20 protein-coding genes and 1 pseudogene are annotated in these 23,143 nt (G+C 72.3%); 6 read left to right on the plus strand and 15 right to left on the minus strand.

All coding sequences use genetic code 11. The annotated features are described in order from the left end of the window. Nucleotides 1-73: 73 nt before the first annotated feature. A complete protein-coding gene (locus ACIBJF_RS21115) occupies nucleotides 74-724 on the minus strand; it encodes a peptidoglycan-binding protein (RefSeq protein WP_399175600.1) in 651 nt (216 codons plus the stop codon). 149 nt (nucleotides 725-873) lie between these two features. Between ACIBJF_RS21115 and ACIBJF_RS21120 the strand changes: the two are divergent. Further along, nucleotides 874-3,290 (plus strand): annotated as a pseudogene (locus ACIBJF_RS21120) (polysaccharide lyase 8 family protein). Here the strand turns inward: ACIBJF_RS21120 and ACIBJF_RS21125 are convergent. Continuing rightward, nucleotides 3,271-4,119, minus strand: coding sequence for a hypothetical protein (locus ACIBJF_RS21125; RefSeq protein WP_399175602.1), 849 nt, complete (start codon nucleotides 4,117-4,119; stop codon nucleotides 3,271-3,273). The pseudogene ACIBJF_RS21120 and the gene ACIBJF_RS21125 overlap by 20 nt on opposite strands. A gap of 199 nt (nucleotides 4,120-4,318) precedes the next feature. Between ACIBJF_RS21125 and ACIBJF_RS21130 the strand changes: the two genes are divergently transcribed. Further along, nucleotides 4,319-4,891, plus strand: coding sequence for a MarR family winged helix-turn-helix transcriptional regulator (locus tag ACIBJF_RS21130; RefSeq protein WP_399175604.1), 573 nt, complete (start codon nucleotides 4,319-4,321; stop codon nucleotides 4,889-4,891). 7 nt (nucleotides 4,892-4,898) lie between these two features. Here ACIBJF_RS21130 and ACIBJF_RS21135 read toward each other — a convergent pair whose 3' ends face one another. The 10 genes from ACIBJF_RS21135 to ACIBJF_RS21180 all read right to left on the minus strand — a co-directional run bounded on the left by ACIBJF_RS21135 (nucleotide 4,899) and on the right by ACIBJF_RS21180 (nucleotide 15,556). Beyond that, the gene (locus ACIBJF_RS21135) at nucleotides 4,899-5,600 is read right to left on the minus strand and encodes a gamma-glutamyl-gamma-aminobutyrate hydrolase family protein (RefSeq protein ID WP_399175606.1); all 702 of its coding nucleotides are present in this window, start codon (nucleotides 5,598-5,600) and stop codon (nucleotides 4,899-4,901) included. Then, a complete protein-coding gene (locus ACIBJF_RS21140; protein ID WP_399175608.1) occupies nucleotides 5,597-7,087 on the minus strand; it encodes an aldehyde dehydrogenase in 1,491 nt (496 codons plus the stop codon). Before ACIBJF_RS21140 ends, ACIBJF_RS21135 begins: the two co-directional genes overlap by 4 nt. 62 nt (nucleotides 7,088-7,149) lie before the next feature. Next, on the minus strand, nucleotides 7,150-8,610 hold the full coding sequence (locus ACIBJF_RS21145) for an APC family permease (RefSeq protein ID WP_399175610.1): 1,461 nt from the start codon (nucleotides 8,608-8,610) through the stop codon (nucleotides 7,150-7,152). A 183-nt stretch (nucleotides 8,611-8,793) separates the two neighbouring features. Further along, nucleotides 8,794-9,477 (minus strand): TetR/AcrR family transcriptional regulator, encoded by a 684-nt coding sequence (locus tag ACIBJF_RS21150; RefSeq protein ID WP_399175612.1) that lies wholly within the window; start codon nucleotides 9,475-9,477, stop codon nucleotides 8,794-8,796. 569 nt (nucleotides 9,478-10,046) lie between these two features. Continuing rightward, entirely contained in the window at nucleotides 10,047-10,892 is an 846-nt protein-coding gene (locus tag ACIBJF_RS21155; protein WP_399175614.1) for a fumarylacetoacetate hydrolase family protein, read from the minus strand. An 11-nt stretch (nucleotides 10,893-10,903) separates the two neighbouring features. Then, nucleotides 10,904-11,839 carry a 3,4-dihydroxyphenylacetate 2,3-dioxygenase gene (locus tag ACIBJF_RS21160; protein WP_399175616.1) on the minus strand — a complete coding sequence of 312 codons (936 nt, stop codon included), beginning with the start codon at nucleotides 11,837-11,839 and terminating at the stop codon, nucleotides 10,904-10,906. Next, nucleotides 11,832-13,292 (minus strand): aldehyde dehydrogenase, encoded by a 1,461-nt coding sequence (locus ACIBJF_RS21165; protein WP_399175618.1) that lies wholly within the window; start codon nucleotides 13,290-13,292, stop codon nucleotides 11,832-11,834. The genes ACIBJF_RS21160 and ACIBJF_RS21165 overlap by 8 nt, the downstream gene beginning before the upstream one ends. Nucleotides 13,293-13,330: 38 nt before the next feature. Next, the gene (locus tag ACIBJF_RS21170; RefSeq protein WP_399175620.1) at nucleotides 13,331-14,143 is read right to left on the minus strand and encodes an acetoacetate decarboxylase family protein; all 813 of its coding nucleotides are present in this window, start codon (nucleotides 14,141-14,143) and stop codon (nucleotides 13,331-13,333) included. A 12-nt stretch (nucleotides 14,144-14,155) separates the two neighbouring features. Further along, a complete protein-coding gene (locus tag ACIBJF_RS21175; RefSeq protein WP_399175622.1) occupies nucleotides 14,156-15,364 on the minus strand; it encodes an NAD(P)/FAD-dependent oxidoreductase in 1,209 nt (402 codons plus the stop codon). A gap of 3 nt (nucleotides 15,365-15,367) precedes the next feature. Further along, complete coding sequence (locus ACIBJF_RS21180) at nucleotides 15,368-15,556, minus strand: ferredoxin (protein ID WP_356315163.1); 189 nt, start codon at nucleotides 15,554-15,556, stop codon at nucleotides 15,368-15,370. Between the two features lie 381 nt (nucleotides 15,557-15,937). Here ACIBJF_RS21180 and ACIBJF_RS21185 point away from each other — a divergent pair, with 381 nt between their 5' ends. The 4 genes from ACIBJF_RS21185 to ACIBJF_RS21200 all read left to right on the plus strand — a co-directional run bounded on the left by ACIBJF_RS21185 (nucleotide 15,938) and on the right by ACIBJF_RS21200 (nucleotide 20,171). Next, nucleotides 15,938-17,287: a glutamine synthetase family protein gene (locus ACIBJF_RS21185; RefSeq protein WP_399175625.1), complete on the plus strand. Its 1,350-nt coding sequence runs from the start codon at nucleotides 15,938-15,940 to the stop codon at nucleotides 17,285-17,287. A 38-nt stretch (nucleotides 17,288-17,325) separates the two neighbouring features. Continuing rightward, a complete protein-coding gene (locus ACIBJF_RS21190; protein ID WP_399175627.1) occupies nucleotides 17,326-18,612 on the plus strand; it encodes a cytochrome P450 in 1,287 nt (428 codons plus the stop codon). Nucleotides 18,613-18,846: 234 nt separating this feature from the next. Continuing rightward, nucleotides 18,847-19,593 (plus strand): TetR family transcriptional regulator, encoded by a 747-nt coding sequence (locus ACIBJF_RS21195; protein WP_399175629.1) that lies wholly within the window; start codon nucleotides 18,847-18,849, stop codon nucleotides 19,591-19,593. Between the two features lie 158 nt (nucleotides 19,594-19,751). Next, entirely contained in the window at nucleotides 19,752-20,171 is a 420-nt protein-coding gene (locus ACIBJF_RS21200) for a Zn-ribbon domain-containing OB-fold protein (protein ID WP_399175631.1), read from the plus strand. A gap of 90 nt (nucleotides 20,172-20,261) precedes the next feature. On the opposite strand, the gene ACIBJF_RS21205 is transcribed toward ACIBJF_RS21200, so the two are convergent. The 3 genes from ACIBJF_RS21205 to ACIBJF_RS21215 all read right to left on the minus strand — a co-directional run. Further along, nucleotides 20,262-20,648 carry a PPOX class F420-dependent oxidoreductase gene (locus ACIBJF_RS21205; protein WP_399175633.1) on the minus strand — a complete coding sequence of 129 codons (387 nt, stop codon included), beginning with the start codon at nucleotides 20,646-20,648 and terminating at the stop codon, nucleotides 20,262-20,264. A gap of 68 nt (nucleotides 20,649-20,716) precedes the next feature. Next, nucleotides 20,717-21,895, minus strand: coding sequence for a MalY/PatB family protein (locus tag ACIBJF_RS21210; RefSeq protein ID WP_399175635.1), 1,179 nt, complete (start codon nucleotides 21,893-21,895; stop codon nucleotides 20,717-20,719). A 164-nt stretch (nucleotides 21,896-22,059) separates the two neighbouring features. Then, nucleotides 22,060-23,143: RNA-guided endonuclease InsQ/TnpB family protein (locus ACIBJF_RS21215; protein WP_399175637.1), on the minus strand; the 1,084-nt coding region annotated here is incomplete at its 5' end.

A 23,143-nucleotide genomic window follows, 5' to 3' on the forward strand; every position in this document is an offset into this window, starting at 1 on the left:
GGCCCGGCCTCGGCGTGCGCGGGGAGGCCCGGGCGCGGTCCGCGCCGCTCACCCGGGGTTCCCCGCGTCCCTCTCATGAATCGTCGCCCAGGCTGGTCCGCGACTCCAGCGCACGCCGCGTGTCGTTGCCATAGACACCGGTCTCGTCGCCGCTGATGCCGTACCAGAGCTGGAACCGGGCCACGGCCGCGGTCAGGCCGGCGTCGTAGGTGCCGCTCGTGGAGCCGTCGCGGTAGACATCCGGGATGCGGAGCAGCCGCTGCTGCAGTTCGGCGACCTCGGGGCCGGTGTCGCCCTGGCGGAGGGTGCCGGGTCCGTCGGGGTCGGCGACGCCGGTGGCGGCGGTTGGCGCGGGGGATGTGGTGGGGGTCGGTGCCGGAGCCGTGGCGGACGGTGCCGTGGTCGCCGGCCGGTGCGTGGGCGCGGTCGCCGCGGCCTGCTCGCGGCCGGTGAGGAGCAGGGCGCAGCCGAAACCGAGGAGCGCGGCGGCGGCCACGGTCCCGGCGACGGCGGTGCGGCGCAGCACGGCGGTGGTGCGGGACGGCGCCGCCACGGGCGGCAGTTCCTGTGTCTCCGCCTCGTCGGTGTCCGCCGGTCGCGCCGGAAGGCTGTCCATCTCGCGCATCAGCTCCGCGAGGCCGTCGAGACGGCGGGGCCGCAGGACCCGGACGGGTTCCAGGTCCGGTCCGCGTCGCGGCCGTTCGGGATCGGGCGGTGTCGGCACCTGACTCTCCTTCCGTCGTCCCGTGCAGAGATACGACGACGGGGGTACCGCCGTTCAGGCGTGGCGTGCCTACCCCTCAAACGCTCGAAACGCTCAACTCGGCAAGAAATGTCGAGCGTTTGAGAAAGCGCGTGCTAGAAAGCGCCGTCATGACGACTCCTTGGTCACGCCGTGGTTTTCTGGCCGTCTGTTCGGGAACCGCTGTGGCCCTGGGTCTCGGGCCCCGGGCGTTCGCCGCGTCGGACGAGTTCGCGACGCTCCGGGCGAGGTGGCGCACCCTCGTCCTCGGCGAGGGCTTCGACCCCACCGCCGAACCGTTCAAGAGCCGGCTCGCCGACCTGGGCACGACGGCGGGCCAGTACCGGGCCACGATGGCCCCGGCCGCCGGCTCCCTGTGGCCCGACCTGGTCTACGCCGACCCGGATCCGGACACCGACCAGGAGTCGTACGGCTACTCGGGCAACATGAACACCAGTTACACCCGGCTGAGCACGCTCGCGCAGGCCTACTGCCAGCCCGGCTCCGGCCTGACCGGCGACGCGGATCTGCGGGACGCGATCCTCACCGGCCTGGACCACCTCCACGACGACGTCTACAACACGGACCGGACCCGCTACGGCAACTGGTACAGCTGGCAGATCGGCGCCCCGCAGGCCCTGCTGGACGTGTGCGTGCTGATGTACGACGCCCTGCCGGCCGACCGGCTCGCCGGCTACCTCGCCGCCGTCGACCACTTCGTGCCCGACTCCGCGGTGGCGAGCTACAGCGGGACGAGCACGGGCGCCAACCGGGTCGACCTGTGCCGGGTGCTGGCGCTGCGCGGGGTCGTCGGGGCGAGCTCGGCCAAGGTGGCGCTGGCCCGCGACGCCCTGTCCCCCGTGTTCCCGTACGTCACCTCCGGCGACGGCCTGTACGCCGACGGTTCGTTCGTCCAGCACACCACGGTGCCGTACACCGGCTCCTACGGCTCGGTCCTGCTCGGCGGCCTCGGGATGCTGTTCGCGCTGCTGGCGGGCTCCAGCTGGGCGGTGACGGATCCGAACCGGCAGATCGTGTTCGACGCGGTGGAGCACGCCTGGGCGCCGTTCCTCCACAACGGCCTGGTGATGGACGGCGTGGCGGGCCGGGCGATCAGCCGGGGGCTCTCGGCGGCGGACCCCAAGCAGGTCCAGCAGGACGACCATCTGCGCGGCCATCCGATCCTCGCCTCGATCGTCCTGCTCGGACAGGGTGCGAGCACGGCGGAGAACGCCCGCTGGCGTGCTCTGGTGAAGGGCTGGATGCAGCGCGACTACTACAGCCCGCCGCTCGCCGACCCGGTGCTGAGCCTGCCGCATCTGGCCCGGCTCAAGGGGGTTCAGGACGACGGGTCGGTGACGGCCGTCGCCGAGCCGGCCGGGCACCGGCTGTTCCCGTCGATGGCACGGGCCACGCATCGCGGACCGGGCTGGGCGGCCGCGCTGAGCATGGCGAACAAGCGCATCACGTACTACGAGACCGGCAACGGCGAGAACCTGCGCGGCTGGCACACCGGGTCCGGGATGCTCTACTGGTGGGGCGACACCTTCGCCAACGGCCAGTACAGCGACGCCTTCTGGCCCACAGTCGACCCTTACCGGCTGCCCGGCACGACCGCCTCGCGCAAGGCGCTGGCGGACGGGGCCGGCGGGGACTGGGGCGCCTCGATGCCGGACGTGAACTGGGTGGGCGGCGCGACGGACGGCCGCTGGGCCGCCGTCGGGCAGTACCTCAAGGGACTGCAGTCGACGCTCGTGGCGAAGAAGTCGTGGTTCTTCCTGGACGACACGGTCGTCTGTCTCGGCGCGGGCATCAGCTGTACCGACGGCACGGCCGTGGAGACCACGGTGGAGAACCGCAACCTCGGCCCCACCGGCGGCGCCCCCTTCACCCTCGACGGCACGGTCCAGCCCGCCTCCTACCCCTGGTCGGCGACGCTCACCGGGGCGAAGTGGGCGCACATCGGCGGGCACGGCGGCTATGTCTTCCCCGGCGGGGCGACCGTACGGGCCCTGCGCGACGCCCGCGACGGCAGCTGGAGCACGATCAACAAGGGCGGCGCGACCACCGTGCTGAACCGCAAGTACCTCACGATGTACGTCGATCACGGCACCGACCCGGCGAACGCGGCGTACGCCTACCAGCTGCTGCCGGGCGCCACCGCGGCCCGTACGCAGGCGCGGGCGGCGGACACGGCCTGGCTGACCGTGCTCGCCAACACCGACAGCCAGCAGGGCGTTGCTGTGCGCTCGCTCGGCTTCACCGGGGTGAACTTCTGGTTCGGCGGAACGGTCGGCACGCTCACCGCGAGCGATCCGTGCTCCGTGATGATCAGTGAGAACGACGACGGCACGGCCGTGATCGCGGTGAGCGATCCGATGCGCATGCGCACGAGCCTCACAATGACTGGCGGCGGGCGGTCGCCGCGGTGACGTCCGCGCCGGGCACGCTGGTCTCGGCGGCCACCGGCTCCGCGCTGACGCTGGCCTTCGGCGACCTCACGGGCACGGACGGGGTCACCCAGCGGGTCACCGTCGGGCTGGGCTGAGCGCCCCCTGCGCGAACCGGCCCAGGGACGCCGTGAACGCGGCGACGAAGGCGTCCGTGGCCTCCTCCGGCAGGGCCTGAAGGGACAGGTAGGGGTTCAGGTCCTCCAGTTCGACCAGCAGGAGGCCGCCGTCGCGGGTGCGGCAGGCGTCGACACGCTGGATGCCGTGGCCGAGGTCGTTCCAGTCGATGAAACGCCGGGCGAACTCCAGGTCGGCGGCGGTGGCCGCATAGGGCTTCAGTTCCCAGCGGCGCTCCGGGTCGGGCGCGTACAGGGCGTACTGGAAGTCGTCGTCGACGAAGTAGAACGACACCTCGTGGACGAAATCGACGCAGGGCTGGATCAGGACGTCGCCGGTGGCGTGCGCGGCGACCTGGCGGGCGGGCACGATACGGAGGCCGAGGGAGTCGGCGCCGAGCATGGGCTTGACGACGTAGCGCTCGGCGGCCGGCAGCAGGTGCAGTTCCTCGGCTCGGCCGACCGTCGGTATGACGGGGAAGCCCGCCGCGCTCAGGTCGAGCAGGTACCGCTTGCCGGCCATGTCCGCCTTGCCGGTGAGCGGGTTGTACACGCGGGCGCCGGTGGCCAGGGCACGCGCGCGGAAGGCGTCGTACTCGCGCTGGTAGCCGAGGACGGGCCCGCTGTTGCGGACGACCACGGCGTCGAAGCCGTCCATCAGCGCGGCGGCGTCCAGCGGATGGCACAGGGCGAGGTCGAAGCGGGCGCGGAGCCGGGAGGTGAGGAGGATGTCCTCGTCGCAGTAGCGGCGCCCGCGGGCCTCGTACGCCAGGTCGGTGACGTAGAGCAGGCGGGGGCGGGCGGCGGGCATACGAGGTCTCCTCGGGCGGGTGCGGCCGTGTCGGCGGCGGGCACGGAAACGCGCCGTGCCGGCGGTGGATGCGGAAAGGTTACGTCGGGGTACGGCCGCTCCCATTCCCGGCCCTGGCCTCCGTACAATTTGAGTCCGAACGACCTCCGTGGCCGAGGCACGGCCACGGGTGTCCCGCTCAGCGACCCGAGGAGCGCCCGTGCCCGGCCAGCGATCCATCACCGAAGCCGAACGGCTCGCCTCCGCCAAGCTCGGCGGTGCCCCGATCCGCCGGGAGCAGATGGCCGCCGTGGCCAACATCTACCGGGCGGCCTCCGCGGTGCGGCAGCACCTGGAGAACTCGGTGCTGCGCGGCTCGGACCTGACCTGGACGGCGTTCGTCGTGCTGTGGGTGGTGTGGGTGTGGGGCGAGTCGGAGACCCGGCATGTCGCCGAGGAGGCCGGGATCTCCAAGGGCACGCTCACCGGCGTCGCGCGCACCCTGGAGTCGCGGGGCCTGCTGCGCCGGGCCGGGCACCCGGACGACGGGCGGCTGGTGCTGCTGAGCCTCACCGACAAGGGCGAGGACCTGATGCAGCGGGTGTTCCCGGAGTTCAACGAGGAGGAGGCGTTCGTCACCGCGCGCCTGAGCGACGCCGAGTGCCGCAGCCTCGCGGCGGGGCTGCGGCAGGTCGTCCTGCAGGTGGAGGAGCACGGCGAGGAGCGCCGCCGGGAGCTGCTCGACGGCGCCGAGCCGGCACCCCGGCGCAGTGGACGGCGCGCCCGTAACTGACTGCTCGTCAAAGACGGGCGCGGGCCGTGCGCACGAGAGCGTCGAACAGGCCCTGCTGAGCGGGATCTTCGCGTGCCGTGTCCTCGGGGTGCCACTGCACAGCGGTGAACCACGCCCGGGCGCCGGGGAGTTCGAGTCCCTCCACCGTGCCGTCGGCGGCGGTGGCCGTGACCGTCAGGCCGCGGCCCGGGCGTTCGACACGCTGGTGGTGGTAGCAGGAGGCGTCCGCCTTCTCCGCGCCGATGGCCTGTTCGAGCAGGGTGCCGGGCCGGATCGCGACCGGGTGCACGAGATGGCGGTGTTCGTGCTCGGGACCGCCCATGTCCTGCTCCAGGGTTCCGCCGAGGGCGACGTTGACGACCTGCATGCCCCGGCAGACGGCCAGCAGGGGCAGGCCCAGGTCCAGGCAGGCGCGGGCGACCTGGAGGTCGAAGGTGTCCTGGAGGTCGTCGACGTCGTACACGCTGTGGTGGGTGGTGGTGGCGCCGTAGCGGTGCGGGGCGAGGTCGCCGCCGCCGGGGAGCAGGACGCCGTCGAACCGGGCGAGCCGGGCGGCGGCGTCACCGTCCGCGGGGTGGATGCTCGCCGGTTCGCCGCCGGCCCGCCAGACGGCCTCGATCAGGGCGCGGGCGCTGACCTCGGCGGCGTATCTGAGGGCGGAGGTGGTGGCGCAGAAGCGGGCCGGGATCGCGACCAGCGGCCGGGTCACAGCTGGATCCAGGTGGTCTTGAGCTCGGTGTACTTCTCCAGGGCGTGCGCGGACTTGTCGCGTCCGTTGCCGGACTGCTTCATGCCGCCGAAGGGGACGGTGAGGTCGCCCTCCTCGTAGCAGTTGACCCACACCGTGCCCGCCTTGAGCGCGCGGGAGACCCGGTGCGCGGTGCCGAGGTCGGAGGTCCACAGGCCGGCGGCGAGGCCGTATTCGGTGGCGTTGGCGAGCCGTACCGCCTCGTCGAGGTCGTCGAAGGCGAGGACGGAGAGCACCGGCCCGAAGATCTCCTCGCGGGCCAGCCGCATCGCGGGGGTGACCTGGTCGAAGACGGTGGGGGTGAGGTAGCTGCCGCCGGTCTCGGTGAGAGTGCGGGTGCCGCCGGCGCGCAGGCGGGCGCCCGCCGCCTCGGCGGTGGTGATGTGCTCCAGGACGCGGTCGAGGTGGGCCGCGCCGACGAGGGCGCCCATCTCGGTGGCCGGGTCGAGCGGGTCGCCGACCCGGAGCTCGCGGGCGCGGCGGACGATCGCCTCGGTGACGCGCTCGGCGATCGAGGAGTGCACCAGGAGCCGGGAGGGCGCGGTGCACATCTCGCCCTGGTTGAAGAAGATGCCCCAGGCGGCGGTGGCGGCGGCCCGGTCCAGGCCGGGGGCGTCGGGCAGCACGATGTTAGGCGACTTGCCGCCGAGTTCGAGCCAGACCCGCTTGAGGTTGGAGTCGGCGGAGTAGCGCAGGAAGTGCCGGCCCACGGCGGTGGAGCCGGTGAAGGCGACCACGTCGACGTCCGGGTGCAGGCCGATGGCGCGGCCGGCGGTGGGGCCGTCGCCGGTGACGACGTTGAGCACGCCCGGCGGCAGTCCGGCCTCGGTGCCGATCCGGCCCAGCAGCAGCGCCGACAGCGGGGACCACTCGGACGGCTTCAGCACGACCGTACAGCCGGCCGCGAGCGCCGGCGCGACCTTCCAGCTCGCGAGGGTGAGGGGGAAGTTCCAGGGGACGACCGCGCCGACCACGCCCACCGGTTCACGGCTGACGAGGGCGAGGGCGTCGGGGGCGGTGTGCGGGGACTCGTCGGCCAGCTTGTCGGCGAGCTGGCCGTACCAGCGGAACGTGCCGATGGCGGCGCGCAGCTCGATGTCGTGGGCGTCGGTGACCGGCTTGCCCATCTCCAGGCTGATGGTGAGGGCGAGCCGTTCCCGCTGCTCTTCGAGGAGTTCGGCGATGCGCAGCAGGACACGGCCGCGTTCGGCGGGGGCGAGCCGGGGCCAGGGCCCGGAGTCGAAGGCGCGGCGGGCTGCGGCGACCGCGTGGTCGACCTCGCTCTCCCCGGCGTCGGCCACTTCGGCGAGGGGCTGACCGTCGCGGGGCGAGACGACCGTGAAGGTCCGCCCTCCCCCGGGTTCGTCGGTTCCGTCGATGTGGTGCTGCACGGGCGGGTCGAACGCCTTGGCCCGGCGCAGCAGTTCGTCATGGGTGACGTCCAGCATGGTGTTCCTGTCCAGGTACGGGGGCCCGGCCCCGTCGGGGGGCCGGGCCGGGTGGGGGTGCGTCAGCGGCGGGCGGCGGTCCGGGCGTGGACCAGGCGTGCGGTCCCGGCGCCCAGGAGCAGCACCGCGGGGACGGCGGCGGTGAGCCAGGCCGCGGTGGTGGCGTCGCCGCCGATGAGGGTGGTGAAGTTCGCGAGGATCACCCAGATCACGGCGGCGATGCCGAGGGCGCCGAGCGAGGGGGCGATCAGGGTGTTCCAGCGGCGGGCGTCGAGGCGTTCGCGGCGGAAGAACACGATCACGGAGAGGGAGGTGAGGAAGTACAGCAGCATGCAGGCGAGGACGCCGACGCCGCTGAACCAGGAGAAGAGGGTGAGGACGGGGTCCTTGCCCGCGAGGGCGAACGGGACCACCAGCAGCACGGCGATCGCCGTCTGCACCAGGCCCGCCGCCCACGGCGACCGGCGGCTGTTGAGGGAGCGCAGCCGGCCCGGCAGCAGGCCCTCGCGGCTGAGCGAGAACAGATAGCGGTTGGCGGAGTTGTGGAAGGCGAGGATGCCGGCGAAGAGGGAGGTGCCCAGCAGGACGGGCAGGACGTCGTTCGCCCAGCCGCCGAAGAGGTGCGCGATGGGCGCGAAGACGAACACCGTGGAGTCGCCGCCCGCCAGCGCCTTGCCGGCCGCCGCGGTGACCTTGGAGGCGCCGTAGGAGGAGACGAGCATCCACGAGGTGAAGGCGAAGAAGCCGGTGACGACGGCGACCGACAGATAGGTGGCCCGGGGGACGGTCCGGTGCGGCTCGCGGGCCTCCTCGCCGTAGATCGCGGTGGCCTCGAAGCCGAACATCGAGGCGACGGCGAACATCAGGGCCACGCCCGGGGCGCCCTGCAGGACCGCGCTCGGCGAGAAGGTGCCGGCGATGTCGAGACCCTCGGGGCCGCCGCCCTTGAACAGGGTGACCAGGGCGAAGGCGAGCAGGATGCTGAACTCGGCGAGCACGAAGACGGCGAGCACCTTGGCGCCGATCTCGATGCCGGCGGCGCCGAGCACCTGCACGACCACCATGGTCAGCAGGGCCCACACCCACCAGGCCGCGTGCAGGCCGGTGTAGTGCTCGACCAGGCCGGCGACGGTGTAGCCGTACAGGCCGTACATGGCGGCTTGGACGGTGCAGTAGGCGAACAGCGCCACCGCGGCGCTGCCGCTGCCGGTGGTCCGGCCGAGGCCCTTGCCGATGTACGTGTAGAAGGCGCCCGCGTTCACCACGTGCCGGCCCATCGCCACGAACCCCACCGAGAACAGCAGGATCACCGCGCCGGCGACGGCGTAGGCGGCCGGGGCGCCGGGTCCGTTGCCGAGGGCCACGGCGATCGGGACGGCGCCCGCGATGCCGGTCAGCGGAGCCTGGGCGGAGAGGACGAAGAAGAGGATGCCCAGGACTCCCAGGGCGTTGCGCTTGAGGGTTCCTGCGGGCTGGGGGGCCTCTCCGGCCCGGGGGCGTGCGTCGACCGTCTGACTGTCCACTCGGATCACCTGCTGAGGGAAGGGAGGATTTCGTTTTGAGCCAAACGAGTTGCCTCATGGTGGGCCGGAACTATCCACATGGCAAGGGGTTGGGGCGGGGAAATCACGGACCGGACGGTGACTGTGGGATCACACGACGAACCCCCCGCCGCACCGCGACGGGGGGTTTCGTGCCGGGCACGCTCAGTCGCGGTCGGCGGGCGGACGCGCGTCCGGGTCGCGGTCCGCGCACGGGCCCTCGCCCAGGCCGTGCAGGAGGCGGCGCAGCTCGGCAAGGCCCGCCTCGGTCTCCGCGCGGTCGGCGATCCCGGTCAGCTGGTGCAGGACCAGACCGTCCAGCGCGGCGAAGACGAGCCGGTTGAAGGCCGCGCTCGCGCCCTGCGGCAGTATCCGGTCCAGCTCGCGCCGGGAGGCGCCGAAGTACTGCTCGTACAGCCCCTTGACCTGCGGCAGCAACTCCGGGCGGCGGCGGGCCTCCAGCAACAGCTCGTACTGGTACGCCTGCCCGTCCGCGTCCTCCTCCACCATGTCCGTCAGACCGGCGACGAAGTCGTCGGGCCGGCCGGTGCCGGGCTCCAGCAGGCTGCTGCTGAGGCTGGTGCGGATGGCGTAGGCGAGGGACTCCTCGATCAGCGCGTCACGGGAACCGAAGTGGTGCACGACCAGACCGTGAGTGACGCCCGCCTCCTCGGCGACGGCCCGATAGGTCAGATGCCGCAGCCCGCGCCGCCCGACGACCCGGACGGCGGCCCTGAGCAACGCCTCGCGACCCTCGCCGTACCCGAGCCGCTTGCGAGGCCGGCCGCGACGTCCCCGCGCGCTGCCAGGGGCGTCGCTCTGCGAGACATCGCCAGCGTCGCCCGGCACGGGGCCATGGGCGCCGCTCCCCGAGGACTCGGCAGCGTCGCCCGGCACAGGCTCACGGGCGTCGCTCCCCGAAGGCTCGGGAACATCGCCCGGCACGGGATCGTGTGTACCGCCCGGAGCACGGTCGGGACCACCGCCCCGCACGGACTCCGGAGCATCCCCCCGCACCCCGTCATCGGCACCACCCGGACCACGGTCAGGATCAACGCCCTGCACGGCCCCCGGAACATCCGCCCGCACGGCGCCGTCGCCACCACCCGGACCACGGTCAGGACCGTCGCCCCGCACGGCCCCCGGAACATCCCCCCGCACGGCGCCGTCGCCACCACCCGGACCACGGTCAGGACCGTCGCGCCGCACGGACTCCGGAGCATCCCCCCGCACGCCGTCACCAGCACCACCCGGCGCGCGGTCGTGTGTGTCGCTGCCCTGCGACGCCCGGGGCACGTCGCTCCGCGAGGCCCGGGGAGCGTCGCCCTGCGAGGCCTCGGGAGTGTGCGGCGAGGTCTCGGCGGATTCGGTCATGGCCGCGACCCTACCCGCCGGCGGCACGGCGCAGGATCCGTGGTTCACCGCCGTGGGGGCCGGATGCCCCGGAACTCCCAGTCGCCGCCGAGCGCGGTGGACAGCACCTCCTCGGACTCGGTCGGCTGCGCGCCGACGTCGGTCCGGATCGGGGTCGGTCCGGTGACGATGTGGTTGGTGAGCCGGCCGAGACCCTCCACCTCCACCTCCACCACGTCGCCCGGCCGGACGGGCCGCGAGTTGGCGGGAGTGCCGGACAGCAGCACGTCACCGGGGTACAGGGTGATCGTGCGGGCGATGTCGGCGACGAGGTAGTGCATGTCCCACTTCATCTCGTCGGTCGACCCGTCCTGGACGACCTCGCCGTTGACGTAGGTCCGCAGGCGCTTGCCGCGGAAGTCCCAGTCGGTGACCAGACCCGGGCCGAGCGGGCACAGCGTGTCCGAGCCCTTGACCCGGAGCATCGAGCCCGCGTCGGTGTCGCGGAAGTCGTGCAGGCCGTAGTCGTTGGCGACGGTGTAGCCGGCGATGTACTCCCCCGCCTCGGCGGGGGAGACGTTCCGCGCGGTCCGCCCGATCACGATGGCCACCTCGCCCTCGTAGTTGAGCCACTTGCAGCCCTCGGGGCGGACGACCGCGCCCTTGTGGGAGTTGAGGGAGGAGGTCGGCTTGTGGAAGTAGGTGGGGGTGTCCGGGAGGTCGATCCGGAACTCCTCCACCCGGCTGCGGTGGTTGAGGTGGACGGCGATGACCTTGGACGGGACCACCGGGGGCAGGTGCTGGGCGTCCTCGGTCTTCACCCGGCGGCCGTCCCCGGCGACGAGTTCGTCCCCGTCGACGGTGACCTGGACGGCGGCGCCGTCGAGAAGGACGCGGCGGTATTCGGGCATGACGGGGCTCCTCAGATACGGCTGTGCGGGGTGCGCGGGGCGTTGGGCGTGGGCAGGCTGGCGCCGGTCCAGCCGTCGGCGGGCCGGTCGAACCACAGGTGCGCCTGGCCGGTGCCGACGGAGTTCTCGTACGCGCCGTACTGGCGGGCCAGGGCGGTGCAGGCCCGCTCGCCGAGGGCGCCGGCCATCATCAGGTAGTGGAAGAACTTCGCCTCCGGCTTGAACTTCCAGAACTCGTCCATGGTGTCGAGGACCTTGTCGTGGCGGCCCTCCTTGAACCAGGCGATGCGCTCCTCGTCGGCCGCGCGGGCCTCGGGGGTGAAGATGTGCACCGGGTCGCTGGCCTCGTGGTCGCGCAGTTCGCGCAGCGGCCAGAAAGTGTGCGAGAAGGCCCCCGAGGCGATGAGCAGCACCCGGCGGCCCGGGGTGGCGGCGATGCCGTCGGCGAGCGCCCGGCCGAGCCGCAGATGGTCCTCCATGTCCCCGGTCTGGCAGACGCCGATGGTCACCCAGCGCTTGTCCGGCAGGCCCTCGCCGAGGAACTTCCAGAGGTTGATGGTGGCGTAGTAGATCGGCAGGTAGGCGTCGTCGATCGCGGTGATCCAGGTGCCGTGCTTGTCGGCGAACGAGGCGATGTTGTGGGCGAGTTCGGGGTCGCCGGGGAAGTCGTACGGCATCCGGCACATGCCGCGCGGCAGCTCCTCGGAGGTGAACAGGCCCGCGCGGCGTGGCTGTGCGGTGACGACGAACTCGACCGTGGTGGCCCAGTGCGAGTCCAGGACGACGACGGTGTCGTAGTCGTCGCGCTCGAAGACGTCCCTGCGAAGCCGCTGAAGCCCGGTGACGAGGGTGATCTCCTTGCCCTCGTTCAGTTCCAGCCGGTCGGCCTCGGGCAGCACGATGGTGGGGACGTGGGCGAGCAGCCCCGCCCCGACGATCTCACCCATGGTCCTTCCATCCCTTCGGGGCGGTGACGGTGTTCTTCAGGTCGCAGTAGAAGTCGAAGCTCCAGGTGCCGCCCTCGCGGCCGACGCCGGAGAGGCGGGAGCCGCCGAAGGGTGCCTGCAGATCGCGGACGAAGAAGCAGTTCACCCAGACGGTGCCCGCGACCAGCTGTGCGGTGACGCGTTCGGCTCGGTCCCGGTCGCCGGTGGCGACGGTGGCGGCGAGACCGAAGCGGGTGTCGCCCGCGAGGCGGACGGCCTCGTCCTCGGTGGCGAAGGTCTGGAGGGTCAGGACCGGCCCGAAGACCTCTTCCTGGACGATCTCCGAGTCCTGGGCGACATCGGTGAGGAGCGTGGGGGCGTAGTACTGGCCCTCGCCCCGGCGTCCGCCGATGACGGCGCGCGCTCCGGCCTCGACGGCCCGGCGCACGAACCCGTCGATCTTCTCCAGCTGGCGCGGGTGGATGGTGGGTCCGATGTCGGTGGCTTCGTCGCGGGGGTCGCCTTGCCTGAGACGAGTCGCCTTGTCGACGAAGCGCCTTGTGAACTCCTCGGCTACCGGCTCCTCGACCAGGAGGCGGGTGGCGGCGAGGCACACCTGCCCCGCGTTGTCGTACTGCTCCACCGCGAGGTCCACGGCGAGATCCAGGTCGGCGTCGGCGAACACCAGCAGCGGTGACTTGCCGCCGAGTTCGAGGCTGAGCGGGGTCAGGTGGGCGGCGGCCGACGCGGCGATGCGGCGGGCGGTCGGCACGGAGCCGGTGAAGCTGATCCGGCGCACGTCCGGGTGGGAGGTGAGGGCGTCGCCGATCTCGGCGCCGTAGCCCTGCACCACGTTGAGGACTCCGGCGGGCAGCCCCGCCTCGGCCGCGATGTCGGCGAGGAGCGAGGCGGTCAGTGGCGACCATTCGGCGGGCTTGAGCACCACGGTGTTTCCGGCGGCGAGGGCCGGGGCGACCTTCCAGGTGGCGAGCATCAGCGGGGCGTTCCACGGCGTGATCAGCACACAGGGGCCTGCCGGGTCCCAGCTGACGTGGTTGGTGTGCCCGCGCGTCTCGAAGTCCTCGTGGTCCAGGTGGAGCAGCCAGTCGGCGAAGAAGCGGAAGTTGTGGGCGACGCGGGGCATGACGCCGCGACGGTGGGAGCGCAGCAGGGCGCCGTTGTCGGTGGTCTCGACGATGGCCAGCTCTTCGAGCCGCTTCTCGACGCCGTCGGCGATGGCGTGCAGGATGCGGGCGCGCTCGGTCCGGGGGGTGGCGGCCCAGCCGGGGAAGGCGGCTTTCGCGGCGGCGACGGCGGCCCGGGCCTCGGCGGGGCCGCCGCGGGCGATGTCGCCCAGGTGGGCGCCGTCGATGGGCGAGTGGTCGGTGAAGGTCTCGGCGGAGGCGACTCGCTCGCCGCCGATCCAGTGCCGGGTGTCGACGGAGACGCCGGCGACGGTGATCTTGTCGGTCATGAGAAGGGTTCCTTTGATACGAGACGTGGTGAAGCGCCCTACTCGGCACGTGCTCCGGACGTGCCGGACTCCAGCAACCGCCCGCCGTCCCACACGACGCCCACCTGCCGGTAGTACGCGGCGATCGGCTCGCGCACCTCCAGCCGCGCCAGCTCCTCCGTCGGCGCCTCGAACAGCTCCAGCTCCGCCTCGCCGACCCAGGCCTGTCCGGCCTCGAAGGAGGCCGCCCCCGACTCGATCAGCTCGTCCAGCGCGAGCCCCTTGCCCTTCTCGATCGAGGGCAGCCAGCGATGGTGGGCCATGGGGTGGGCATTGACGAATCCGTTGGTCGCGGACGGCTCCCGCAACGTCACCACGGCCTGGGCGAGCCGCCGGTCTGCTGCGGCGAGTGTCGCCCCGAACCGCGCCCCCGCCTCGATCCGCGGAGCGGGCCCGTAGGGATGCGGCCGCGTCTGGTGAATGGACCCGAGCTTCTTCGGATACCCCTGGTGCAGCCCCCGGGCGATCGCGAAGTCCTTGTCGACCCAGATGTGGACGCACCGCGAGTACGTCTGCCCGCGGTATGCGCAGCGGACGACCGCGAAGGCCTCCTTGTACTGGGAGCGCACGGGATCCAGCAGCTCGTTCCCGGAAGCGGAGCAGGACTGCCAGTCGGCCCAGATCAACGCCACCGCGCCGGGGTCATCGTCGGCCAACTCCAGTGGTTCGGGGAGCAGTTCGCGCACCCGCGCCGGATCGGTCCGGTACTCGACGGTGAGCAGGTCGCCGGAGTAGCGCCACGGCGGGGACGGGATCAGCGAGGAGGCACCGCTCGCCGTCTTGGGATGGAAGTAACCACGGACACTGGACATGGCGGGGGTTCCTTAGGCAGTGAGGGCGGGCTGCCGGAGCAGCTCGGCGCGGTGGCGGACGGCGGCGGACGCGGCGGCGGGGCCACCCAGCGCGACGACGCCGACCAGCCGGCCGTCGGCGTGGTAGCCGACCAGGACGTCACCCTCGGGCTCGCCGTCCAGAACCCGTACGTCGTCCCTGCCGAGTACCGGCGCCCCGAAGGACTGCAGCCGGAACTCGTGCTGGTCGCTCCAGAAGGTGGGCAGCGGCGAGAAGGGCGCCAACTCGGCGTCGGAGCCCATGAGATGGCCGACCAGCGCCTTCGCCGCGTGCTTCGCGGTGTCCGTGGGGATGGACCAGTGCTCGACGCGGCGGGGTACGCCGTCGTAGCGGGCGTTGGGGAAGCGGGCGACGTCACCCACCGCGACCACCTCGGGGCGGCCGCCGACCCGCAGCAGTTCGTCCGTGAGGACGCCGTCGGTCAGGTCGAGGCCGTTGCCTTCGAGCCACTCGGTGTTGGCGATCGAACCGACCGATTCGACCACCACGTCCGCGGGCAGGACCGAACCGTCGTCCAGGATCGCTCCGGTGACCGTCCGATCGCCCGCGAAGGCCTGGACGCCGGTGCCGAGCCGGAACCGCACACCCCGCTCCTCGTGCCGCTTGAGCAGCGCCCGGGCGAGCAGTTCCCCGAGCGGGCCGACCATGGGCAGCGGCAGCGGGTCGACGACGGTGACCTCGGCGACGCCGAGTCCGACGGCGGTGGCTGCGACCTCGCAGCCGATGAAGCCGGAGCCGACCACGACCACCCGGACGCCGGGCCGGGTCAGGGCCTCGCGCAGGCCCTGGGCGTCGGCGAGGGTGCGCACGGTGTGCCGGCCGGCGAGCGGGCCAGGGCAGCCAAGGCGCCGGGGCCGCATGCCGGTGGCGACGACCAGGCCGTCGTAGGAGAGCACCTCGCCGCCGTCGAGTTCGACGGTGCGCTCGGCGAGCCGGGCCGTGACGACCGTGCGGCCGAGGCGCCACTCGGCGTCGGACACGCTCGCCCGGGGGCGGAAGGCCAGCGACTCGAAGGGCGCGCGGCCCGCGAGGACCTCCTTGGAGAGCGGGGGCCGGTTGTAGGGCATGTGGGGTTCGTCCCCCACGAGGGTGATCGCGCCGGTCCAGCCGGCCGCGCGGAGCTGTTCGGCGGCGCGCAGGCCGGCCATGGAGGCGCCGGCGACGACGATGCGACCGCTCATGGGTCAGTCCTCGATCCGGATGGCCTGGAGGGGGCAGACGTCGGCCGCCTCCTCGACCTCCTCGCGCAGGGCGTCGTCGGGGTCGGCGACGTAGGCGAGGTGCCCGTCGGCGTCGAGCCGGAAGACGTCGGGTGCCGCGAAGACGCACTGCCCGTGGTCCTGGCACTTGTTCATGTCGACGACGACCTTCATGGCCGGTCCTCCTGAGGGTGAGGGCGTCGCTGTCACTCCGAGCGGAGTGAAGAAGGGGAGAAGTGGGGCCCGTCCGGCTCAGGAAGGGCCCCGGCCAACGGGGAGCGGTGACCGCTGCCCCGAACTCGTTTGGCTTCAAACAAGGTAGGCAGCCGCCACCCCCTGGTCAATACCTATCCGGATGGATAAATTCTTGCTGCCGAAACCTTGCGGTACGGCTTGACGCTCCATACCGTTTGGCATCAAACAAGGAGCCGTGGCTGTCCGGGCCGCCCGTCACAGGGCCTCTCCCCACCGCGCCCCGGCTCCTCCTCCCCACGCCACCCGCCTCCCCGACGACGCGTCCCGGAGGTGCCCCGACATCCGCCTCAGGAGACCCCGGTGAGCGCTCATGACCTGCAGGAAATCCGCCGCCACACGGACCGGCTCGCCGCCGACGGCATCGACGTCGTCCGGGTGACCTATCCCGATCTGATCGGCACGGACCGGGCCCGTGACGTCCTGGTCGAGGAGCTGCCCCGGGCCGTCGAGCACGGGCTGGCGTTCTGCCGGGCCGTCTACCACACCAGCCCGCAGGGCGACGTCGTCCCGGTCAGCGGCGGCCTGGACGCGGGGCTGCCCGACATCGCCGTACGGCCGGATCTGGACACGCTGACCGCGCTGCCGTGGGAGCCGGGCGTCGCCTCCTGTCTCGGGGAGGTCGTGGACCCGGCCACCGGCTCCCCGGCGCCCGAGTCGCCCCGCGACCTGCTGCGCACGGTCCTGGAGCGCTGCCGCGAGCACGGGCTGCGGCCCGTCGTCGGACCGGAACTGGAGTACTACCTGTGCGACCCGGCCCCCGACGGCGGCTGGCGCCGGTACGCCCGCCACCCGGGCGTCGTCTACACCGCGGGCCTGCGCGCCGACCCGGACAACCACCTGCTGCGCACCCTGCGCCAGGTGCGCGATCTGAACATCGGCGTGATCAGCGGGAACCACGAGTTCGACGCCGGCCAGTTCGAGATCAACCTGATCCACTCCGAGGCCCTGTCGGCCGCCGACCGCGCCTTCCGTTTCAAGGCCGCGATCAAGGAGCTGGCCCGCCGCGAGGGCCGGCTGGCCACCTTCATGGCCAAGCCGTTCAACGACTCCGGCGGCTCCGGTTTCCATCTGCACCTGTCGTGCGACGACGCCGAGGGCGGCAACGCCTTCGACGACCCGGCGGGGCCGTACGGCCTCTCCGCCGCCGCCCGCCACGCCGTGGCCGGCGTCCTCGCGCACGCCCCGGCCCTGGCCGCGCTGCTGAACCCCACGGTGAACTCGTACAAGCGCTTCGGCCCGGACACCCTCGCGCCCTGGCTGATCGACTGGGGGCTGGACAACCGCAGCGCCATGGTGCGCATCCCGCCGGAGCGCGGCGGCGGCGCACGCATGGAGCTGCGGCTCGGCGACGCGAGCGCCAACCCGTACCTGGCGATCGCCGGCACCATCGCCGCCGCCCTGCTGGGGGTGCTCACCGGCGAGGAGCCCCCGGCCCCGCTGGAGGGCTACGGCTACGACACCACCCGGTCGGCCATGCTGCCGACGACCCTGTCCGCCGCGCTGGACGCGCTGGAGGCGGACACCGCCCTGACCGAGATCCTCGGCAAGGACTTCACCACCTCCTTCCTCTCCTACAAGCGCGACGAGGTCGAGCGCTTCCAACGGTTCGTCACCGACTGGGAGTTCACCGAGTACGCCTACCACCTGTGACCCGCACGCCGCCCCCAGTGACGCCGAGGAGCCCACGCATGACCACCGAGACCCCGACCGCCGCCGCGCACGAACCGATGCCCCTTGAGGACGTCGACCTCGCCGACCTCGACAACTTCACCGACGGGGTCACCCCGTGGCGGATGTTCCACACCCTGCGCCACGAGGACCCGGTGCACTGGCAGCCGGAGGCGGCGCCCAACTCCGGCTTCTGGGCGGTCACCCGGCACGCCGACATCGCCCGCGTCGACCGGGACTCCGAGACGTTCACCTCGACGCGGTTCGTCAACCTGGAGGAGCTGGACGACGACCAGATCAAGAAGCGGGCCTCCATCCTTGAGCTGGACGGCGTACGGCACCGGGCGCTGCGCAGCGTGATCCAGCGGCAGTTCGGCGCGAGCGTGATCAACAGCTACACCGACTTCCTGCGCGGGCTGACCGCGACGACGCTGGACGCGGCGCTGGCCAAGGGCCGTTTCGACTTCGTCAAGGAGGTGTCGGCCGACTTCCCGATCAACGTCCTGGCCCGGCTGCTGGACGTGCCGCCGGCGGACAACCAGCAGCTTATCGACTGGGGCAACCGCATCATCGGCAACACCGACCCCGACTACGCGGACGTGCTGCTGCACAGCGAGGAGAGCGAGAAGTACCGCGACCTGCCGTTCCGTTCCCCGGCCTCGCTCGAAGTGTTCGAGTACGGGCGGGAGCTGGCCCGGCAGCGGCGCGGCGGTGAGGGCACGGACCTGGTGTCGAAGCTGGTCAACACCACGCCGCGCGACGGGGTCCCGCTGTCCGCGCAGGACTTCGACAACTACTTCCTGCTCCTGGTCGTCGCGGGCAACGAGACCACCCGGCACACCATCACCCACTCGATGCTGGCCCTGCTCCAGCACCCCGAGCAGCTCGCCCGTCTCCAGGAGGACCCCTCCCTGATCCCCACGGCCGTGGAGGAGTTCCTCCGCTGGGCCTCCCCCGTCTACCACTTCCGCCGTACCGCGACCCGGGACGTCGAGCTGGGCGGCAAGCGGATCAGGGAGGGCGACAAGGTCGTGATGTGGTACGCCTCCGGCAACCGTGACGAGGAGGTCTTCGGCGACCCGTACGACTTCGACGTGGCCCGGCAGAACAACGACCACGTCACCTTCGGCAAGGGCAGCCCGCATCTGTGCCTGGGCAACCTGCTCGCCCGCACCGAGATCCGGATCATGTTCGAGGAGCTGATCCCGCGCCTCGCCGGGATCCGCCTGACCGGTGAAGTCCCCCGAGTCCGCTCGAACTTCGTCAACGGCATCAAGAAGCTGCCGGTCGAGGTCACCCTGGCCTGAGGTCCGGCGGGCTCACAGCCCGGCCGCCCACAACTCCCCGAGGTCCATGCCCTCAAGGCCCCGGCGCACCGTGCGCCGGGGCCCGCCTCGATCGGCGTGTACGACGGCACCGCGAGCACCCGTCGATCGCTCCGGTGTTCGGCAATCCGACCCCACAGCACTCAGTTCCCCCAGGCACCCACCTGGGCTGCACTGAGTGTCATCCGGATCCGTCCGGGTGCTACGTTCCCCTCCATGAGCTCCAGCAGCGCGGCGCCGGCCGCGAAGCCTCCGATGCGGGAGGCCCTCGTCGCGGCGGCCTTCCAGCTGTTCCTGGAACGCGGGTACGAGCAGACCACCGTGGACGACATCGTGGCCTTGGCCGGGGTGGGCCGGCGTTCGTTCTTCCGCTACTTCCCCTCCAAGGAGGACGTGGTCTTCCCCGACCACGAGCGCTGCCTGGCCGACATGACCGCCTTCCTCGCCGCGAGCGACGAGGGCGACGAACCGGTGCGCCGGGTGTGCGACGCGGCCCGGCTGGTGCTGGGGATGTACGCGGAGAACCCGGCGTTCTCCGTGCAGCGCTACCGCCTCACCAAACAGGTGCCGGGCCTGCGGGCCTACGAGCTGTCGGTGGTGTGGCGTTACGAGCGCGCGCTCGCCGAGTACCTGCGCGGACGGTTCGCCGGCCGGCCCGACGGGACGCTGCGGGCGGATGTCGTCGCGGCCGCGGTGGTCGCCGCGCACAACAACGCCCTGCGCTCCTGGCTGCGCTCGGACGGCAGGGGCGACGCCGGCGCGGCCGTGGACCACGCCCTGGGGTATGTGCAGCGGGCGTTCGGGCACCCGGCCGAGCCCGCCTCGGCGCCCGCGCGGATCGCCCCGCCGCCGGCCGGCGAGGCGGAGGGCGGCCTGGAGGACGTGGTGGTGCTGGTGACCCGCCGGGACGCCCCGCTGTGGCGGGTGGTGCAGGAGCTGGAGGCGGCGCTCGGGCGCACCTGACGGACCCTCTCCGCCACATGGGGGTACGCAGTGCCTTTACGAGTGACACTGAGTGCCATACTCTGTCGGCGTGCACGGTGGCACGGCCGCCGCGCACGCGTGTGCCCGGTGCGCGCCGGACACGCGGGATTCCGGCCGAGCGCAGGGAGTTGACCAGCGTGTACCACTACTCAGCAAACGCCTCGCATTCGGCGGCCGGCTCCGCGGCGGGTGTTCTCGACCCCGTCTTCGCGGACTCCAGGGACGCCATCGTCTTCCAGCGCTGCACCTGGTGCGGCACCGCGATGTACCACCGGCTGCTGTGTCCGGTGTGCCAGGGCAGCGAGCTGCGCACCGAACGCAGTGAGGGGGTCGGGACGGTCCGGCACTCCACCGTGGTGCACCGCAACACGCCCGCGGCGCGCAATGTCTCGCTGATAGAGATGGCCGAGGGGTTCGTCGTACGCGGCCGGGTCATGGGCCCGCCGGTCGGCATCCACAGCGGCGACCGGGTCCGGCTGTCCACCGCTCAGGATCCGGTACGGGGCGAGCCGGTCTTCCAGCTGCTGGACGAGCCGTACCGGGGCGCCTGGACCTGACGGGGTCCCGTCCGCACCGTCACCGGCGCCACGGCCCCGGCACCGACTGCCTCGCGGTGAGCGGCTGTCGGCCGTGGGCTGTCGCAGTCCTCACTCCGCGAGGGTCACCCGGATGCCGACCGTTCCGTCCAGTCCGCGCCGCAGCCGGCTGCCCAGCAGGGTGAGGCGGCCGACGATGCCGTACTTGCGGGCGATCAGGTCCCGGTAGTGGGCGGTGGTGGTGGCGTCGGTGATCTCCGCCGTGGCCGGAACCTGGTCGCCGGTGGGGTTGCCGCGCAGGTCGCAGGGGCCCACGAGGACGTCGGAGCGGCGGCGGATCCGCTTGACCTTGAAGCTGTCGGCGGCCGTCCAGACACCGAGGGTGTCACCGTCGCGGACCACCCACACCGGGGTGGCGACCGGGGTGCCGTTCTTGCGGTGGCTGGTCACCAGCAGGTACTTGCCGGAGCCGAGCCGGTCCAGCCGCGTGTCGTCCATGCACGGCAGTGTAGGGGCCGCCCTGCTCGGCGGACCGGCTCGGTCACGCGTTCTCGCGGCCCGGCCGGTCACCGCAGGGCCGCCGCCATGCGCCGTACTCCCTCGGTGAGGATGTCGGGTGAGGTCGCCAGGTTCAGCCGCACGTACCCCGCGCCACCGGTGCCGAAGGGCAGGCCGGAGCTGAGGGCGACCCGGCCGCGGTCGAGGAAGACCTGCGCGAGGTCGTCGCCGAGACCGAGGGCGCGGCAGTCGAGCCAGGCCAGATAGGTCGCCTCGGCGGGGTGCAGGCGGATCGCGGGCAGGTGCTCGGCGAGCAGGCCGGCGAGCAGGCTCCGGTTGGTCTCCAGCCCGGCGAGCAGCGCGTCCAGCCAGCCGGTGGCCTCGCGCAGGGCGGCGGTGTGGGCGATGACACCGAGATGGCTGGGGCCGTGGCCGACCTCCTCGGGGAGCCGGTCGAGGTCGGTGGCGGCCTTCGGCCCGGCCAGGGCGAGGGCGGCTTTGATGCCGGCGAGGTTCCAGCCCTTGGAGGCCGACATCAGGGACAGGCCGCGTTCGGCGCCGGGCACGCTCAGGTACGGCACGAAGGTGACGCCGGGGGCGACGAGCGGGGCGTGGATCTCGTCCGCGACGACCCGGACGCCGTACCGCTCCGCGAGGGCCGCGACGGCGGCCAGTTCGTCGGCGGTGTGCACGGTCCCGGTGGGGTTGTGCGGGCTGCACAACAGGAAGGCGGCGCGGCCGGTCCCGGCGGTCGCCTGCCGGAACGCCTCCTCCAGCGCGGCCGGGTCGATCCGCAGCCCGGCGCAGAGCGGGGCTTCGACCACCCGGCGGTCCATGTGCGTGACGAACTGGAAGAACGGGGGATACACCGGCGGATTGACGACCACCGGATCGCCGGGCCCGGTGACCAGTTTGATCATCTCGACCACACCGAGCATCACGTCCGGAACGATCGCGGTACGCTCGACGGCGATCCCGTCCCAGTTCCAGCGTTGTGCGGCGAACGCGGCCAGCGCCTCGGCGTAGGCGGTGCCGGCGGGGTACCCGGTGTCGCCGAGGGCGAGCGCGTCGGTCACGGCCCGGACGACTGGTCCAGCGAGGGGTACGTCCATCTCGGCCACCCACAGCGGCAGCACGTCCTCGGGGTAGGTGCGCCATTTCATGCTCGTACGGCGGCGCAGCTGCTCCAGGCCGAGGGTGTGCAGCGGGTCGGGTTCACCGGGAGCGGCGTGCGGGATGCTCGTCATGGGGCTCACGATAGGAGCCCCCGCGGGGCGCGGGAACGACCGGAGCGCCCGGGACGCGAGCGGAGATCAACTCGGGCGTCTGGATTGCGTCTTGAACGTTGAAGGCTCCCCTCCCTGAAGGGAGTGGATTCTCCACCCTCCAGGGCTGAGCGGGGATTTACGGCTCAGGCCGCCACCGGAGCCGGCGGCTCAGGTGGTCCTACGCCCTCGGCACCGTCCGGGTTCCAACCTGCCCGGACCAGCATCACGCGGGCGGAGTTCTTGTCCCTGGGGGACACGGCTCCGCACACGGTGCAGGCATACGTTCTCATCGACAGAGGCAGTGCGTGCTTGGTTCTCGCTCCGCACGTGGCACAGTCCATCGTGGTGTGCGCCGGGTGCACGAGACGGACGTCCCGCGCGTGTTTGCGGCCCATCTCGACCAGGGCGCGCTTGGTCGCGGCGATGGCGGCATCGGCCGCCTTGCGGGCCATGGTGGTCTTCGCCAGGAACCTCGGCCTGAAGTCCTCCACCGCAACCCCGTCGTGGCCGCGCATCACGGACTTGGCCCACTTGCGGGCCGTGTCCTCACGCTGCCTCGCCACCTTCTTGTGCAGCTTCGCTGCCTGTGCCTGGGCCTTGCGGTAGCCGGCGGATGCGGGCTGTCCCTTCGGACGGCGCCGCCGGGCCATCATCCGCTGGTACCTCGCCAGCCGCTGCGCGGCCCGCTTGCCGTGCTCGGCATGGGGGAGATCGTAGGCGTCGTCGGTGGTGGTGGCGGTCTCCTTCACACCCCAGTCCACGCCCAGGACGCGGCCGGTCTCACAGAGCGGCTGAACCTGAGCCGGGACGACGAAGGACGCATACCAGTGCCCGAGGCTGTCCTGGTACACCCGCACACTCGACGGGTCGGCGGGCAGCTCCCGCGACCACACCACCCTCAGCACGATCCCGCCCGCTAGTCGCAGGCGGCCGTCATCAAGCCGGAAGCCGCGCCTGGTGTAGTTGAGGCTGGGCCGCGCCTCCCGCTTCTTCTTCAAGCGGGGCATCCCGGCCCGTCGGTGCATCGGCAACCGGTCCTTGATGTCCTTCAGCGCCTTCGCCCTCGACCTGGCGAAGTCGCGTATCACCTGCTGCTGAGGCACGCTCGCGCCCTCAGCCAGCCAGGGCGTCACCCCGCGTGCCTCGGTCAGCATCTTGTCCAACTGCCCCGGACCACAGGTCACCTTCTCGCCCGTCGCCCGGCTCTGCGCGTGGACCTGCTGGGAC

Source organism: Streptomyces sp. NPDC050743 (genome assembly GCF_044456925.1).
Classification (GTDB): domain Bacteria; phylum Actinomycetota; class Actinomycetes; order Streptomycetales; family Streptomycetaceae; genus Streptomyces.

Bases quoted from the DNA above. Each gene is read 5' to 3' on its own strand.
- ACIBJF_RS21125 (WP_399175602.1), bottom strand. From the start codon at position 4,119: ATGCCCGCCGCCCGCCCCCGCCTGCTCTACGTCACCGACCTGGCGTAC.
- ACIBJF_RS21140 (WP_399175608.1), bottom strand. From the start codon at position 7,087: ATGCTGGACGTCACCCATGACGAACTGCTGCGCCGGGCCAAGGCGTTC.
- ACIBJF_RS21155 (WP_399175614.1), bottom strand. From the start codon at position 10,892: ATGCCCGAATACCGCCGCGTCCTTCTCGACGGCGCCGCCGTCCAGGTC.
- ACIBJF_RS21160 (WP_399175616.1), bottom strand. From the start codon at position 11,839: ATGGGTGAGATCGTCGGGGCGGGGCTGCTCGCCCACGTCCCCACCATC.
- ACIBJF_RS21165 (WP_399175618.1), bottom strand. From the start codon at position 13,292: ATGACCGACAAGATCACCGTCGCCGGCGTCTCCGTCGACACCCGGCAC.
- ACIBJF_RS21170 (WP_399175620.1), bottom strand. From the start codon at position 14,143: ATGTCCAGTGTCCGTGGTTACTTCCATCCCAAGACGGCGAGCGGTGCC.
- ACIBJF_RS21175 (WP_399175622.1), bottom strand. From the start codon at position 15,364: ATGAGCGGTCGCATCGTCGTCGCCGGCGCCTCCATGGCCGGCCTGCGC.
- ACIBJF_RS21180 (WP_356315163.1), bottom strand. From the start codon at position 15,556: ATGAAGGTCGTCGTCGACATGAACAAGTGCCAGGACCACGGGCAGTGC.
- ACIBJF_RS21190 (WP_399175627.1), top strand. From the start codon at position 17,326: ATGACCACCGAGACCCCGACCGCCGCCGCGCACGAACCGATGCCCCTT.
- ACIBJF_RS21195 (WP_399175629.1), top strand. From the start codon at position 18,847: ATGAGCTCCAGCAGCGCGGCGCCGGCCGCGAAGCCTCCGATGCGGGAG.
- ACIBJF_RS21205 (WP_399175633.1), bottom strand. From the start codon at position 20,648: ATGGACGACACGCGGCTGGACCGGCTCGGCTCCGGCAAGTACCTGCTG.
- ACIBJF_RS21210 (WP_399175635.1), bottom strand. From the start codon at position 21,895: ATGACGAGCATCCCGCACGCCGCTCCCGGTGAACCCGACCCGCTGCAC.